Annotated in this window: 14 protein-coding genes and 2 pseudogenes; 9 read left to right on the top strand and 7 right to left on the bottom strand. The window is 70.8% G+C overall.

From position 1 onward, the window contains the following. Together MXD57_RS31575 and MXD57_RS31570 are read right to left on the bottom strand one after the other, a co-directional pair. On the bottom strand, positions 1–170 hold a 170-nt coding region (locus tag MXD57_RS31575; RefSeq protein WP_284505886.1), incomplete at its 3' end, for a helix-turn-helix domain-containing protein. Next, complete coding sequence (locus MXD57_RS31570; protein WP_284505871.1) at positions 167–298, bottom strand: hypothetical protein; 132 nt, start codon at positions 296–298, stop codon at positions 167–169. The genes MXD57_RS31575 and MXD57_RS31570, both read right to left, overlap by 4 nt. 99 nt (positions 299–397) lie before the next feature. Here MXD57_RS31570 and MXD57_RS21040 point away from each other — a divergent pair. The 4 genes and pseudogenes from MXD57_RS21040 (at position 398) to MXD57_RS21025 (ending at position 4,231) form a co-directional block, all read left to right on the top strand. Then, positions 398–1,636 (top strand): annotated as a pseudogene (locus MXD57_RS21040) (IS701 family transposase). Between the two features lie 80 nt (positions 1,637–1,716). Further along, the gene (locus MXD57_RS21035) at positions 1,717–2,250 is read left to right on the top strand and encodes a hypothetical protein (RefSeq protein WP_250403263.1); all 534 of its coding nucleotides are present in this window, start codon (positions 1,717–1,719) and stop codon (positions 2,248–2,250) included. A 123-nt stretch (positions 2,251–2,373) separates the two neighbouring features. After that, on the top strand, positions 2,374–3,072 hold the full coding sequence (locus tag MXD57_RS21030) for a DsbA family oxidoreductase (protein WP_250403261.1): 699 nt from the start codon (positions 2,374–2,376) through the stop codon (positions 3,070–3,072). Between the two features lie 97 nt (positions 3,073–3,169). Next, positions 3,170–4,231 carry an aminotransferase class V-fold PLP-dependent enzyme gene (locus MXD57_RS21025; RefSeq protein WP_250403259.1) on the top strand — a complete coding sequence of 354 codons (1,062 nt, stop codon included), beginning with the start codon at positions 3,170–3,172 and terminating at the stop codon, positions 4,229–4,231. 236 nt (positions 4,232–4,467) lie between these two features. Here the strand turns inward: MXD57_RS21025 and thpD are convergent, their stop codons facing one another. The 5 genes and pseudogenes from thpD to MXD57_RS32040 form a co-directional block, all read right to left on the bottom strand. Continuing rightward, positions 4,468–5,355: an ectoine hydroxylase gene (thpD, locus tag MXD57_RS21020; RefSeq protein ID WP_250403258.1), complete on the bottom strand. Its 888-nt coding sequence runs from the start codon at positions 5,353–5,355 to the stop codon at positions 4,468–4,470. Between the two features lie 5 nt (positions 5,356–5,360). Next, the gene (locus tag MXD57_RS21015) at positions 5,361–5,765 is read right to left on the bottom strand and encodes an ectoine synthase (RefSeq protein ID WP_250403256.1); all 405 of its coding nucleotides are present in this window, start codon (positions 5,763–5,765) and stop codon (positions 5,361–5,363) included. Between the two features lie 66 nt (positions 5,766–5,831). Further along, positions 5,832–7,103: a diaminobutyrate--2-oxoglutarate transaminase gene (ectB, locus tag MXD57_RS21010; RefSeq protein WP_250403254.1), complete on the bottom strand. Its 1,272-nt coding sequence runs from the start codon at positions 7,101–7,103 to the stop codon at positions 5,832–5,834. Between the two features lie 13 nt (positions 7,104–7,116). After that, positions 7,117–7,635: a diaminobutyrate acetyltransferase gene (gene ectA, locus MXD57_RS21005; protein WP_250403252.1), complete on the bottom strand. Its 519-nt coding sequence runs from the start codon at positions 7,633–7,635 to the stop codon at positions 7,117–7,119. Positions 7,636–8,096: 461 nt separating this feature from the next. Beyond that, positions 8,097–8,251, bottom strand: a pseudogene (locus MXD57_RS32040) (alanine--glyoxylate aminotransferase family protein); the annotation flags it as partial. Positions 8,252–8,449: 198 nt separating this feature from the next. Here MXD57_RS32040 and MXD57_RS20995 point away from each other — a divergent pair. The 5 genes from MXD57_RS20995 to MXD57_RS20975 all read left to right on the top strand — a co-directional run bounded on the left by MXD57_RS20995 (position 8,450) and on the right by MXD57_RS20975 (position 13,335). Continuing rightward, positions 8,450–9,292, top strand: a complete 843-nt coding sequence (locus MXD57_RS20995; protein WP_250403250.1) for a transporter substrate-binding domain-containing protein — start codon at positions 8,450–8,452, stop codon at positions 9,290–9,292. Then, on the top strand, positions 9,289–10,122 hold the full coding sequence (locus MXD57_RS20990; protein WP_250403249.1) for an amino acid ABC transporter permease: 834 nt from the start codon (positions 9,289–9,291) through the stop codon (positions 10,120–10,122). The genes MXD57_RS20995 and MXD57_RS20990 overlap by 4 nt, the downstream gene beginning before the upstream one ends. After that, positions 10,119–10,913: an amino acid ABC transporter ATP-binding protein gene (locus tag MXD57_RS20985; protein WP_250403247.1), complete on the top strand. Its 795-nt coding sequence runs from the start codon at positions 10,119–10,121 to the stop codon at positions 10,911–10,913. The genes MXD57_RS20990 and MXD57_RS20985 overlap by 4 nt, the downstream gene beginning before the upstream one ends. 195 nt (positions 10,914–11,108) lie before the next feature. Further along, positions 11,109–12,200, top strand: a complete 1,092-nt coding sequence (locus MXD57_RS20980; RefSeq protein ID WP_250403245.1) for an amidohydrolase family protein — start codon at positions 11,109–11,111, stop codon at positions 12,198–12,200. A 151-nt stretch (positions 12,201–12,351) separates the two neighbouring features. Then, entirely contained in the window at positions 12,352–13,335 is a 984-nt protein-coding gene (locus MXD57_RS20975; RefSeq protein WP_250403243.1) for an SCO1860 family LAETG-anchored protein, read from the top strand. Positions 13,336–13,916 lie beyond the last annotated feature (581 nt).

Below are 13,916 nucleotides of genomic sequence, written 5' to 3'. Positions count from 1 at the left end.
TGCGACCAGGCTCTGCGCCACCGCTGAACCGACCGGACGCTGACCCGCAGGTCGTGAGCGATGACCGGGTTCTCGTCGCCCTGCCGGAACCGCTCGGCCGCCTCCATCCTCAACTTCTCGCGGAAGGCCCGCCGTTCGTCGGTCAGTCCGCCCCCTTGCGCATACCTCATGCGGTCGGCATACCGCAGGGATCATGAGGCGTCAGCCCCTCCGACACCACGCTTTGAAGGTCAGTAATACTCCAGCCGTAGATCGTGATCTTGCTGGTCAGGGCTGGCGCGGAGATGGCTGCGGCCACCGTTGATCATCGTGAGTTATGTGGACAAACGAAGATCAGGCGGTGGTCGCGGGGCACAACGTAGTGCCTACCCGGTGGCGGATCACGTTCGATCAGCTGATGGGCCGCGTAGCGGGCCGGTTCGCTCGGGTCGAACCCCGACGTCGCGCAACGGCGTTGGTGCTCGGGCTGCTGTCGGACCTGCCGCGGAAGAACTGCTGGACCCTGGCCGAGCACGCGGGCGATGCCACTCCGGACGGCATGCAACACCTGCTGCACCGCGCGAAATGGGACGCCGACGCGATCCGCGACGACATACGCGCCTACGTGATCGAGCACCTCGCCGACGACCAGGCGGTACTCGTGGTCGACGAGACGGGCGACCTGAAGAAGGGCACGGCGACCGTCGGCGTCCAGCGCCAGTACACCGGCACTGCCGGCCGCATTGAGAACGCCCAGGTCGCCGTCTATCTCGTCTGCTCCGCCGCCCGCGGACACGCAGCCATCGACCGAGCCCTATACATGCCACGCTCGTGGACCGACGACCCGGACCGCTGCCGGAGCGCGGGCATCCCGGACGACCTGGCCTTCGCCTCCAAGCCCCAACCCGCCGCCCGCATGGTTGAGCGGGCCCCGGACGCGGGAACCCCCGCTCGCTGGGTCGCGGGCAACGAGGTCTACGACGACAACCCGCACCTGCGGACCGCCCTTGAACACCGCCGGACCGGCTACGTCCTGGCCGTCTCCAGCACCCACCCGACCACCACGCACGCTGGGAAGTTCCAGGCGAAGACTTGACAGCGCGGATACCGAAGCGGACCTGGCAGCGACTGTCGGCCGGAGCGGGCGCGAAGGGCGAGCGGTACTACGACTGGGCACAGGTCGACATCCACGACCCCGCCGGCCGGCCAGGCCACTGGCGCCCTGGTCCGCCGAAACCGCCGCACCGGCGAACTCGCCTTCTACCGCTGCTTCTCACCCCGGCCGGTGGCACTGTCTGAACTGGTAAGGGTGGCCGGACGGCGCTGGACGATCGAGGAGACGTTCCGGGCCAGCAAGGGCCTGACCGGCCTGGACGAGCACCAGGTTCGCCGCTGGACCTCCTGGCACCGCCGGGTCACGCTCGCCATGCTCGCCCACGCCTTCATTGCCGTCACCGCAGCAACCGAACGCCGCGAACGGGCCGCCCTCAACGGCCTGATCGCCTTGACCGGCAACGAGGTCCAACACCTGTTCGCGGCCCTGAGCAGCCCGTTCCACGACCTCGCACACCGCCTGCGCTGGTCACACTGGCGACGCCGACACCAAGCCCGTGCCCAAACCTGCCACTATCGACGGCATGCAATTTTCCAGCCATAGAGCTTCGTGTCCGCTGAGCAGCAGCGATATCGGGATGTCGCGAGGTCGGTGCCGATGCATACTTCCTCACCGTGGAAATCATGACAGGCGAGCTGCGGCGCCTTCGATCTGGACCGAGCGCCGAGGATGACTACGAGCCCCGGCCGTTTCTGGTGCGCCTCCGGTTCACTGCCCAGGACCCTGCCCAGGTCATCGACAACGCGCGCGCGGTACTGACGTGCGTCGTCTCCCGGATGGCTGACTGGCCGGCAGAAGAGCTTTGGCCACAGCTGCTGCCAGCCTGGTTCATCCAGCGGTGCGCACCCGAGAACCCGGAACCAGAACATGGCGAGCCCTTCGGCATGGAGGGGTGGCTGCGTCAATGGCGCGCGACGACGCCAGAGGAGAGAGCAGCCGCCGATCAGGGACCCTGGACGCTCTCCGGATGGTTGTACTACTTCGACCCGACCGAACAAGGAATGGGAGACGATCGCAGCTGGTGGTGGTGGCACGCAGGAACCGACGAGTCGGGCGGCTGGGTGCAGGTGGCCACTACTGGCTGGCCCTTCGGAAGCGGTTCGCTGTCCTGGCTGATTGAGGCCGGTGGTGGCGTGGATCTCGCCTACGGGCCATAAGCAGAGACTCGTCATGATCGCTAACTACGGCTGGAGTAATCGGGTGGTCCGCCTCCGAAACCCTGTGAGCGAGTGGAACGCTTAGAATCCACGTTTTCGCAGGTCAGAGGCGGGCTGGCTCCCTTGGTTCATGGGTGTCCCTGGTGCTACGTCGGAAAGGCCCGCTTCGAGAAGGCGCTCGCGGCCTTCCCGCACCGCGACGACGTCGAGGTGGTGCACCGCTCCTTCGAACTGGACCCCGGCCGTGCCAGGGGCGACGTCCAGCCGGTGCTCACCCTGCTCACCCGGAAGTACGGCATGAGCGAGGCGCAGGCCCAGGCCGGTGAGGACAACCTGGGCGCGCAGGCCGCCGCCGAGGGCCTGGACTACCGCACCCGGGGCCGCGACCACGGCAGCACCTTCGACATGCACCGCCTGCTGCACTTCGCCAAGGACCGGGGCAGGCAGGACGAACTGCTGCGGATCCTCTACCGGGCCAACTTCGCCGAGGAGCGGTCCGTGTACACCGAGGGCGCCGAGCGGCTGGTGGAACTGGCCGTCGAGGCCGGGCTGGACGCCGAGGCGGCCCGTGCCGTCCTCGCCGACCCCGCGGCCCACGCCGACGAAGTCCGCGCCGACGAGCGCGAGGCCGCCGAGCTCGGCGCCACCGGCGTGCCCTTCTTCGTCCTCGACCGCGCCTACGGCGTGTCCGGCGCCCAGCCCGCCGAGGTCTTCACCCGGGCGCTGACCCGGGCCTGGGGCGAGCGCTCCCCGCTGCGACCGGTCGGCCAGGACACCGCCGAGGCCTGTGGCCCGGACGGGTGCGCGGTACCGCAGGACTGAGAAACCGCAGGTCGGCGCGGACATATAAGGGACGCTGAGGGGATCCGTGCAAAAATCCGCAATGGACTGGGACTTCGACGGGCCGCAGAGTGGACCCATGGAGACCACGGAGACGTTCGACAGCCTCGTCCGCGCCGAGTTCGCCCCCAGGACCAGCTACCTCAACACCGCCAGCAACGGCCTGCTGCCCGCCCGTACCGTCACCGCCCTGCACGAGGCGGCGCTGCTGCGGGCCGAGGGCCTGCCGCTGCTGCCGCTGTACGAGGACGTCGAGGCCTGCCGGGCCGCCTACGCCCGGCTCGCCGGCGTTCCGGCCTCCCGTGTCGCCGCAGGCGTCTCGGTCGCCGCGCACACCGGTGTGATCGCCGCGTCCCTCCCCGCCGGAGCCGAAGTCCTGACCGTCGAGGACGACTTCACCTCCGTGGTGAACCCCTTCCACGTCCGCGGCGACCTCAAGGTCCGCACGGTCCCGCTGGAGCGGATCGCCGAGTCCGTCCGGCCGGGCACCGCGCTCGTCGCGCTCAGCGCCGCCCAGTCCGCCGACGGGCGGATCGCCGACCTGGCCGCCGTGCGGGAAGCCGCCCGCGAGCACGGCGCGCGCACCTACGTCGACCACTCCCAGTCCGCGGGCTGGCTCCCGACGGACGCGGACGCCTTCGACTTCAGCGCCGCGGTCTCCTTCAAATGGCTGCTCGGACCGCACGGCGCGGCGTTCCTGGTGGTCCCGGAGGACCTCGGCGGACTGAGCCCGGTGCTGGCGGGCTGGGTCGCGGGGGAGCGGCCGTGGGAGAGCTGCTACGGCCCGGTCGAGGAACTCGCGCACTCCGCACGGCAGTTCGACCTCAGTCATGCCCTGTTCACCTATGCCGGGCTGCGCCGCTCCCTGGAACTGATCGAGGAGATCGGGCTGCCCGCCCTGCACGCGCACGCCGTGGGGCTCGCCGACCGGTTCCGGGCCGGGCTCGCCGGGCTGGGCCACGAGCCGGTGCCCGCGCCGGGCTCGGCCATCGTCTCGGTGCCCGGACTCGGCGGCCGTCAGCCCGCCCTGGGCGAGGCGGGCATCGTGGTGTCCGACCGCGCGGGGAACCTGCGCGCCGCCTTCCACCTGTACAACACGACGGCGGACGTGGACCGTCTGCTGGACGCGCTGTCCGGCTGACAGCACGACCGGGCCGGGGCCTCCCGTCCCACACGAGGAGGCCCCGGCCCGGTGGCCGAAGAGGGGCGCGCCCGGACCGTCTCACCGCAGTGAGGTCCCGCGCCCCGATGCTGTGCTTTCCGGGGGCGACCCCCGGTCCCCCGGCCGGGAGGTGGTTCAGCGGACCGGGGTGAAGTCCCGCGCCCCGATGCTGTGCTTTCCGGGGGCGACCCCCGGTCCCCCGGCCGGGAGGTGGTTCAGCGGACCGGGGTGAAGTCCCGCGCCCCGATGAACTCAGGCCTGCGCACCGGTGCCGCGAACGGCTCCACCGCCTTGTTATCCACGCTGTTGAAGACGATGAAGACGTTGCTGCGCGGGAACGGCGTGATGTTGTCGCCGGAGCCGTGCATGCAGTTGCAGTCGAACCAGGTCGCCGAGCCGGCCCTGCCGGTGAACAGCTTGATGCCGTGCTCGCCGGCCAGCTTCGTCAGCGCCTCGTCGGACGGGGTGCCCGCGTCCTGCATCTGCAGCGACTTCTTGTAGTTGTCCTCGGGCGTGGCCCCCGCGCAGCCCAGGAAGGTGCGGTGCGAGCCCGGCATGATCATGAGCCCGCCGTTGGTGTCGTGGTTCTCGGTCAGCGCGATCGAGACGGACACCGTGCGCATGTTCGGCAGGCCGTCCTCGGCGTGCCAGGTCTCGAAGTCCGAGTGCCAGTAGAAGCCGCTCGCGCCGAAGCCGGGCTTGACGTTGATCCGCGACTGGTGGACGTACACGTCCGAACCGAGGATCTGCCGGGCCCTGCCGACCACCCGCTCGTCCCGCACCAGCCGCGCGAACACCTCGCTGATCCGGTGCACTTCGAAGACCGAGCGGATCTCCTTCGACTTCGGCTCGACGATCGAGCGCTCGTCGGCCCGGATCGCCGGGTCGGCGACCAGCCGGTCCAGCTCGCTCCGGTAGACCTCGACCTCGTCCGGGGTGATGAGCTGGTCGACGGCGAGGAAGCCGTCGCGCTCGTACGCCTGCAGATCGGCCGTCGGGATCGGGCCGGGCGTGTCGGGGGAGCCCCAGACCACCGGGTCCTGGCGGGGCACGGCCACCTCACTGGCGCCGCGGCTGGGGTACAGGTCGGTGACAGCGGTCATGGGTGTCACACCTCCTCGGGCTCGGTGAGCAGCGGATAGACGCCGTTCTCGTCGTGGTCCTCCCGCCCGGTCACCGGCGGGTTGAACACGCAGATGCAGTGGAAGTCCTCCTTGACACGCAGCGTGTGACGCTCGTGCCCGTCCAGGAGGTACATGGTGCCGGGAGTGATGGTGTACGTCTTCCCGGTCTCACGGTCGGTGAGCTCGGCCTCGCCCTTGGTGCAGACGACGGCCTCGACGTGGTTGGCGTACCACATGTGCGTCTCGGTACCGGCGTACAGGATGGTCTCGTGCACGGAGAAGCCGACCCGCTCCTTGGCGAGGACGATCCGCTTGCTCTCCCACGTGCCGGACGCGGACTTGACGTGCCGGTCGGTGCCTTCGATGTCCTTGAACGATCGGACGATCACGGTGCTGAACTTCCTCCTGGTCGTACGGTGTGCGGTGCGTGCGGCCGGTGGGCCGTACGCAGCGGGTCAGGCGGTCTCGCGGACCGAGCGGGAGAGGATGCTGAGACCCTCGTCCAGCTCCTCGGGGGTGATGGTGAGGGCGGGCAGCAGTTTGACGACCTCGCCCTCGGGGCCCGACGTCTCGATGAGCAGCCCCAGTTCGAAGGCGCGCCGGGCGACCCGCGAGGCACGGTCCTTGTCGCGGAACTCCAGGCCCCACACCAGGCCGCGGCCGCGGTACTCCTTCACGTCGGCGAGGTTCTCCTCGGTGATGGAGATCAGGGCCTGCTCGACCTGCTCGCCCCGGGCGCGGGTCTGCTTCTCCATGGCGGAGCCGTCGGTCCAGTACGCCTCGAGCGCCGCGGTGGCGGTGACGAACGCGGGGTTGTTGCCGCGGAAGGTGCCGTTGTGCTCGCCCGGCTCCCAGACGTCCAGCTCGGGCTTGAGCAGGCACAGCGACATCGGCAGGCCGTAGCCGCTGATCGACTTCGACACGGTGACGATGTCGGGCGTGACCCCCGCCTCCTCGAAGGAGAAGAAGGCGCCCGTACGGCCGCAGCCCATCTGGATGTCGTCGACGATGAGCAGCATGTCCTGGCGCTCGCACAGCTCGGCCAGCGCACGCAGCCACTCCGGACGCGCGACGTTGATGCCGCCCTCGCCCTGCACGGTCTCCACGATCACGGCGGCCGGCTTGTTGAGGCCGGACCCCTGGTCCTCCAGGAGCCGCTCGAACCACAGGAAGTCGGGGACCTGGCCGTCGAAGTAGTTGTCGAACGGCATGGGGGTGCCGTGCACCAGCGGGATGCCCGCGCCGGCCCGCTTGAAGGCGTTGCCGGTGACCGCGAGGGACCCCAGGGACATGCCGTGGAAGGCGTTCGTGAACGACACGATCGCCTCCCGCCCCTTCACCTTCCGGGCGAGCTTCAGCGCGGACTCGACGGCGTTGGTGCCCGTCGGGCCCGGGAACATGACCTTGTACGGCAGGTCGCGCGGGCGCAGCACCAGGTTCTGGAAGGCCTGCAGGAAGCCCCGCTTGGCGGTGGTCGACATGTCCAGGCCGTGGGTGACGCCGTCGCGGGACAGGTAGTCGATGAGTGCCCGTTTGAGCACCGGGTTGTTGTGCCCGTAGTTGAGTGAGCCGGCCCCGGCGAAGAAGTCGAGATACGCGTGGCCGTCCTCGTCGTACATGCGGCTGCCCTGCGCCCGGTCGAACACGGTGGGCCAGCCGCGGCAGTAGCTCCGGACCTCGGACTCGAGGGTCTCGAACACGCTCAGGTCGGGCTGGGTGATCGTCACGGTGAGTAGCTCCTCAGTGCGCGGGGGTGGGGGCCAGGGGGCCGATGCGGTACAGGACTTCGGGGTCGTGCGGGCCGTCCGGGAAGAGGTCGGCCTGGAACAGCACCTCGCGGGTCAGGTCCGCGCCGTGCCGGGCGGCGAAGGAGGTGAACAGCCGCTCGGAGGCGGTGTTCCCCGGGGTGATGGTGGTCTCCACGCCGGTTATCCCGCGCTCTTCGGCGAGCCGGGCGGTCAGCCCGTCGAGCAGCGCGGCGGCGATGCCGTGACCGCGGTAGGCGGAGTCCACGGCCACCTGCCACACGAGCAGGGTGCGGGGGTCTTCGGGCCGCACGTACCCGGTGACGAAACCGACGGGCTCGCCGTCCGCGTCGCGGGCCACCGCCGAGGTGGCCGCGAAGTCCCGGCACCACAGCAGATAGCTGTACGAGGAGTTGAGGTCGAGTGTTTTCGATTCCTTGGCGAGCCGCCAGAGCGAGGCTCCGTCGGTCACCGCCGGTCGGTCGATCAGCAGGTCTGCTGGTGCGGCAGTCATGCGGAGAGAATTTACCGAGACAATTTGCAGAATGCACGGGCAGGGTTGGTGCGACTCGCACGCACAGTGGCCAAATGTCCGATTTAGCCTATGTCAAACTAGGACAAAGAGGAGCGTCTGTGGAGTGTGTCACATGGTTGAAACTTGCCGGAAAACATACCCGTTTAGCTTCCCGAAAATCGGGCAGAAGAAGGTGGGAAGCTATCCACAGGTGAATTCCCGGGAAATGTGGAATCGATTTGAATTTCCACTCGGGTAATGAAAACGGCCCGCACGGTCCGTGCGGGCCGCCGTTTCGCGGGTTTCCGTGCTCACCGCCAGGCCTCGTCGGCCGCCCGGCGGGCCGCCGCCACGTCCACCGCCGGCCCCCGCCCGGCGAGCGCCGCGCCCGGGGCGGCCGGGCAGCCGTGCACGGCGTCCGGGGTCGCGTCCGGGCCGCAGTGGTTCACCCGGATCATCTCCCCGGCCAGGGCGCCGCCGCCGGCCGGCGGCAGCAGTGCCTCACCCTGGGTGATCAGCACGTCCTGACGGGTGGCCGGCAGCCGGGCCCCCGGTCCTCGATCGCGGCGAACCGCCCGGCGCTCAGCGGGGGCAGATCGAGCAGGGGGTGGGTCACGGCGCTGCTCTCCATCGCGCACGAGGGTCGAAAAAGCCGGCCGGGGGCCGACGGGGACGAGCGTAGCCCCCGCCCTCCACCGCCCGGGCGACCGGCGAGTTCTCAGGCCGGACGGCCCCTCGGCCATGGGTTTGATTTGAGAGACCCAAACATCTCCTTATAATCGGAACTCACGATTCCCCCGACTGGAGATCCCCCATGAATACGCTCCTCCGGCGCCGGTCCCGTCTGCTGGCCGCCACCACCGCCACGGCCGGGCTCGTGCTCGTGGCCGGCTGCTCCTCGGGCGACGGGGGCAACGGCGCCACGGTCAAGGGGGTCCACCTCGTCAAGGCCGGCCGGCTCACCACCTGCACCCACCTTCCGTACCCGCCGTTCCAGTCGGAGGTGAACGGCAAGGTGCAGGGCTTCGACGTCTCCCTCGTCGACCTCGTCGCCAAGGACCTCGGTGTCGAGCAGCAGATCGTGGACACGCCGTTCGAGAACTTCAAGACCGGCGCCTTCCTCAACTCCGGGCAGTGCGACCTGGCCGCGGCCGGCATGACCATCACCGCCGAGCGCAAGAAGAACGTCGACTTCTCCGACCCGTACTTCGAGGCCACCCAGGCGGTCCTCGTCGACCGGAAGAGCGGGATCGGCTCCCTCGAGGACGTCAAGGCCAAGGGCGGGAAGCTCGGCGCCCAGGCGCAGACGACCGGCGAGGACTACGTCAAGGGCAAGGGCTACGACCCGATCTCCTTCGAGTCCTCCGACGCCGTCCTCAACGGCCTGCGCACCGGCCAGGTCCAGGCCGTCGTCATCGACTACCCGGTCGTCCAGGGGTGGCTGAAGGACAAGGCCAACGCCGACCGGTTCAAGGTCGTCGGCAACCTCAAGACCGGTGAGCAGTACGGCTTCACCGTCAAGAAGGGCAACACCGGGCTGCGCGAGGCCCTGAACAAGGCCATCGCCGACGCGAAGGCCGACGGCACGTACAAGAAGCTGTACGAGAAGTGGATCGGCCCGTACGACGCGTCCGCCGCCTCTCCCTCGGCCTCATGACCGACACCGGCACAGCACTCCAGCCGAAGAGGAAGGGCCTGACCCGGCGGCAGCGCCGCGGCCTGTCCCGCGCCGTGCAGTACGCGGTGTTCGCCGCCGCCGTGATCGCGTTCGCGGTCGCGGCGGACTGGGGCCGGCTGAAGAACCAGTTCGCCCAGGGCGACATCGCCAGGCAGATGTTCCCCGAGGTCATCACGCTCGCGCTGAAGAACACCGTGCTCTACACGCTGTCCGGCTTCGTCGTCGGACTCGTCCTCGGCATGGTCATCGCGTTGATGCGGCTGTCCTCCGTGGGTCCGTACCGCTGGGTGGCGGGCGTCTACATCGAGATCTTCCGCGGCCTGCCGGCCCTGCTGATCTTCATCTTCGTGGGCGTCGCCGTCCCGCTGGCCTTCCCGGGCACGCAGATCCCGGGCGGCACCTACGGGAAGGTCGCCATCGCCCTCGGCCTGGTCTCGGCCGCGTACATGGCGGAGACCATCCGCGCCGGCATCCAGGCCGTGCCCAAGGGGCAGATGGAGGCGGCCCGTTCGCTCGGCTTCTCGCCCGCGCGGGCCATGGTCTCGATCATCGTCCCGCAGGCCTTCCGGATCATCCTGCCGCCGCTCACCAACGAACTCGTCCTGCTCTTCAAGGACTCCTCGCTGGTGCTGTTCCTCGGCGTCACCCTGGAGGAGCGCGAACTGTCCAAGTACGGCCGCGACCTGGCCAGCACCACCGCCAACTCCACGCCGATCCTGGTCGCCGGCCTCTGCTACCTGCTGGTGACCGTCCCGCTCGGCTACGTCGTCCGCCGCATGGAGTCCCGGTCCCAGGAGGCGATCCGATGAGCCGCGCGGAGATCCAGGTCCAGGACCTGCACAAGTCCTTCGGCGACAACCACGTGCTGCGCGGCATCGACCTGGAGATCGGCCAGGGCGAGGTCGTCTGCGTCATCGGGCCCTCCGGCTCCGGCAAGTCCACGCTGCTGCGCTGCGTGAACCTGCTCGAGGAGCCCACCGGGGGCCGGGTCTTCGTCGGCGGCACCGAGCTGACCGATCCCGACGTCGACATCGACGCCGTACGCCGGCGCATCGGCATGGTCTTCCAGCAGTTCAACCTCTTCCCGCACCTGAACGCCACCGAGAACCTCACGCTGCCGCAGCGCCGGGTCCTCGGCCGGGACAAGGCGACGGCCGCGAGGATCGCCGCCGAGAACCTCGCCCGTGTCGGCCTGGCCGACAAGGCGCGGGCCTATCCGTCCTCCCTCTCCGGCGGCCAGCAGCAGCGGGTGGCCATCGCCCGCGCGCTCGCCATGGGGCCCGAGGTGATGCTGTTCGACGAGCCCACCTCCGCACTCGACCCCGAACTGGTCGGGGACGTCCTCGCGGTGATGCGCCGGCTCGCCGAGGAGGGCATGACCATGATGGTGGTCACCCATGAGATGACCTTCGCGCGCGAGGTCGCCGACCGGGTCGTCTTCATGGACGGCGGCGTGATCGTCGAGGAGGGCGGTCCCGGCCAGGTCATCGGCGCCCCGCGGCACGAGCGGACCCGCCACTTCCTCTCCCGCCTGCTGGACCCGGCGATGGCCGAGGTGGAGGAGGAGGCCCCGGACCAGGTGGGCGGGTCCGGGGAGTAGCGCGAGGCGGTCCCTGGTCAAGGGCTGTCCCGCAACCCCCGGTGGCACCGGCGCACGGTGTGCGACGCGGTGCGCCGCACGGCGGAGGGGCGTCCTCGTGCCGGGCGTGTTCGGGCGATCCGACGGCGCGGCGAGGTTCCGCAGCCGACGCCGTGCGCCCGCCGGGGCCTGCGGGGCAGCCCTTAGGGTGCCGGTATGAGCGATGACGCGGTGCTGCATGTGAGGGGGCGGGTCCTGGCCGGGCCCGAGGACGTCCGCGACGAACTGTGGGTGGTCGGGGGCCGCGTCTCCTACGACCGCCCCGCCGGGGCGCGTGACGTCACCACCGTCGAGGGCTGGGCGCTGCCCGGCCTGGTCGACGCGCACTGCCACGTCGGCCTCGGCGCCGACGGCCCGGTGGACTCCGAGACCGCCGAGAAGCAGGCGCTGACCGACCGGGAACGGGGCACCCTGCTGATCCGGGACGCCGGCTCGCCCTCCGACACCCGCTGGATCGACGGCCGCGAGGACCTCCCGAAGATCATCCGCGCGGGCCGGCACATCGCCCGCACCCGCCGCTACATGCGCAACTACGCGTGGGAGATCGAGCCGGAGGACCTGGTCGCCCACGTCGCGCGGGAGGCGCGGCGCGGCGACGGCTGGGTGAAGCTGGTCGGCGACTGGATCGACCGCGACCTCGGCGACCTGTCCGCCTGCTGGCCGCGGGAGGCGGCCGAGGCCGCCATCGCGGAGGCCCACCGGCTGGGCGCCCGTGTCACCGCGCACTGCTTCGCCGAGGATTCGCTGCGCGACCTCGTCGAGGCCGGCATCGACTGCGTCGAGCACGCCACCGGCCTGACGGACGACCTGGTCCCCCTCTTCGCCGAGCGGGGCGTGGCGATCGTCCCGACCCTCGTCAACATCGCCACCTTCCCGCGGCTCGCCGCGGGCGGCGAGCGCAGGTATCCGCGCTGGTCGGCCCATATGCGCCGGCTGCACGAACGCCGCTACGACACCGTGCGAGGCGCCCACGACGCCGGCATCCCGGTCTACGTCGGCACGGACGCCGGCGGCTCGCTGGCCCACGGCCTGGTCGCGGCCGAGGTCGCGGAACTGGTCACCGCGGGCATCCCGCCCGTCCGGGCGGTGGCGGCGGCGAGCTGGAGCGCCCGCGCCTGGCTGGGCCGTCCCGGACTGGAGGAGGGCGCACCGGCCGACCTCGTGGTGTACGAGGCGGACCCGAGGGCGGACGTCCGGGTGCTGGCGGCGCCGCGACGGGTGGTGCTGAACGGGCGGGTCGTGGAGTAGGACGCCGAGGGAACGCGTGTGCCCGGTGATTCGAAGAGATGTGCTGAAACTCCACGATGGAGTGAAGTAACACAGGATCGCTGACCGTTCACCCACAGTGAGTACAGAGTTGACGGGTCCCAAGCAAGTTTTCTCTGGGGGTCCCACCGCTTTGAACAGCAACAACTTCCGCATGCCCGCACGCAGGATCGCCGCGGCCGCGACGGTCACCGCGCTCGCCGCGGCGCCCGCGATGCTGGGCGCGAGCGCCGCGCACGCCACCACGGGCCACGGTCGTGCCTCCGCCGTCGTGCTCCGCACCGGGCTCGACGTGTCCCTCCTCGACAAGACCGTGAACGTCCCGCTCGCGGTCACCCTGAACGAGGTCCAGGCGCCGCGCAGTGCGGACAGGACGGCCCTGACCGCCCGGCTCGACGGCGTGAACGGCGGCCGGCCGTTCACGGTACTCGGGGCGGAGGCCGCCTCGGCCAGGGCCACGGCGGACGGCCGGCTCGCCGAGGGCTCGGTCCGCCTCGCCCACGCCAGGCTGCACGTCCCCGGCCTGCCCCTGCTCTCCGTGCTGGAGGTCGGCTCGGTCACCGCCAAGGCGACCTGTGCCGCCGGAAGGGCGCCGGTCGCCTCGGCGAACGTCCTCGGCGCGGTCACGGTCCTCGGCAGGCGGGTCACGCTGACCGCGGGCGGCCCGACCGAGGTGAAGGTGCCCGGCGTGGGAGAGGTCCGCCTCGCCCTCTCCCGGCGCGTCACCACGTCCCGCACGGCGGCCGCCACGGCACTCGAACTCAAGGTCGCCGTCAACCCGCTGAAGCTGAACGTGGCCGAGGTGAACGGCACGGTCACCCTCGCCGAGGCCGCCTGCGAGACCCCCGCCCCCGCCCGCCACGCGCCCCCGAGCCACGCGGCCCCGGGTGACGCGGCTGGGAGTGACGCGGCCCAGGGTGAAGCGGCCCCGAGTCATGCGGCCGCGGGCCAGGCCGGTACCGCCGCCGACGTCAAGTCCCAGGGAGCCTCCGGCGCCCAGGCCGACCTCGCGGAGACGGGCGGCGACTCCTCGACCCCGTACATCGCGGGCGGCGCGCTGGCGCTGCTGGTGGCCGGCGCGGGCCCGGTGACGGTGGCCCGTCGCCGCAGGAGCTGACGACGGCCGGGCGACGCGGGGCCTTCCCCGACCACCGGGCCGGTTCACCGGCGGCGACGGTCACGGGGCAAACGCATCGGCGCCCGCGTCGCCCGCGCGGGCGTCGAGTCCGGCGGACGAATCGGCCGACGCAGGCGGGTCGTCGAACGCACCGTGCCCGCGATGGCACATCGCCCTGGACGGCGGGTGGAGCCACCGGCCAGGGCGCTCGGCGGCCGGGCCGGCACCCTTGCGGTTGCGGTCCCTGCTTCCCGACCGCTGATGCCCGTGCGGGTGCGGCTCTCCCGGATCGACCGGCCGCAGTCCATCGGGCGGCAGGGCCCGCCCGTGCGTGACGCTGCCATGGCGCGACGTGACCCCGTCCGGGAGGGGCTGCGGGACGAGGTCACCCGTCGGTGGTCCACGGCTGCTGCTCCGCAACTGCTCCCGGGCCGGGCAGAGGGGCGACGTCCCTCGCCGTCAGGTCCTGACCGCAATGGGTGCAGGCATGGCGGATCTCCGCCGTCCCGCCGCAGTCGCGGTGCTGCTACACAAAACCCCGCACACTCGATCAACGGCACATCCGATCGAACGCACACGCC

The sequence above is a fragment of the Streptomyces cellostaticus genome, from assembly GCF_023630175.1.
GTDB lineage: Bacteria > Actinomycetota > Actinomycetes > Streptomycetales > Streptomycetaceae > Streptomyces > Streptomyces cellostaticus_A.
This window is presented reverse-complemented; position numbering and strand designations above follow the sequence as displayed.

Excerpts from the sequence above, each read along its gene's own strand:
- MXD57_RS20995 (WP_250403250.1), top strand. The coding sequence starts at position 8,450 with ATGAATACGCTCCTCCGGCGCCGGTCCCGTCTGCTGGCCGCCACCACC.
- ectA (WP_250403252.1), bottom strand. The coding sequence starts at position 7,635 with ATGACTGCCGCACCAGCAGACCTGCTGATCGACCGACCGGCGGTGACC.
- MXD57_RS21025 (WP_250403259.1), top strand. The coding sequence starts at position 3,170 with ATGGAGACCACGGAGACGTTCGACAGCCTCGTCCGCGCCGAGTTCGCC.
- MXD57_RS20990 (WP_250403249.1), top strand. The coding sequence starts at position 9,289 with ATGACCGACACCGGCACAGCACTCCAGCCGAAGAGGAAGGGCCTGACC.
- MXD57_RS21035 (WP_250403263.1), top strand. The coding sequence starts at position 1,717 with ATGACAGGCGAGCTGCGGCGCCTTCGATCTGGACCGAGCGCCGAGGAT.
- MXD57_RS20980 (WP_250403245.1), top strand. The coding sequence starts at position 11,109 with ATGAGCGATGACGCGGTGCTGCATGTGAGGGGGCGGGTCCTGGCCGGG.
- MXD57_RS20985 (WP_250403247.1), top strand. The coding sequence starts at position 10,119 with ATGAGCCGCGCGGAGATCCAGGTCCAGGACCTGCACAAGTCCTTCGGC.
- thpD (WP_250403258.1), bottom strand. The coding sequence starts at position 5,355 with ATGACCGCTGTCACCGACCTGTACCCCAGCCGCGGCGCCAGTGAGGTG.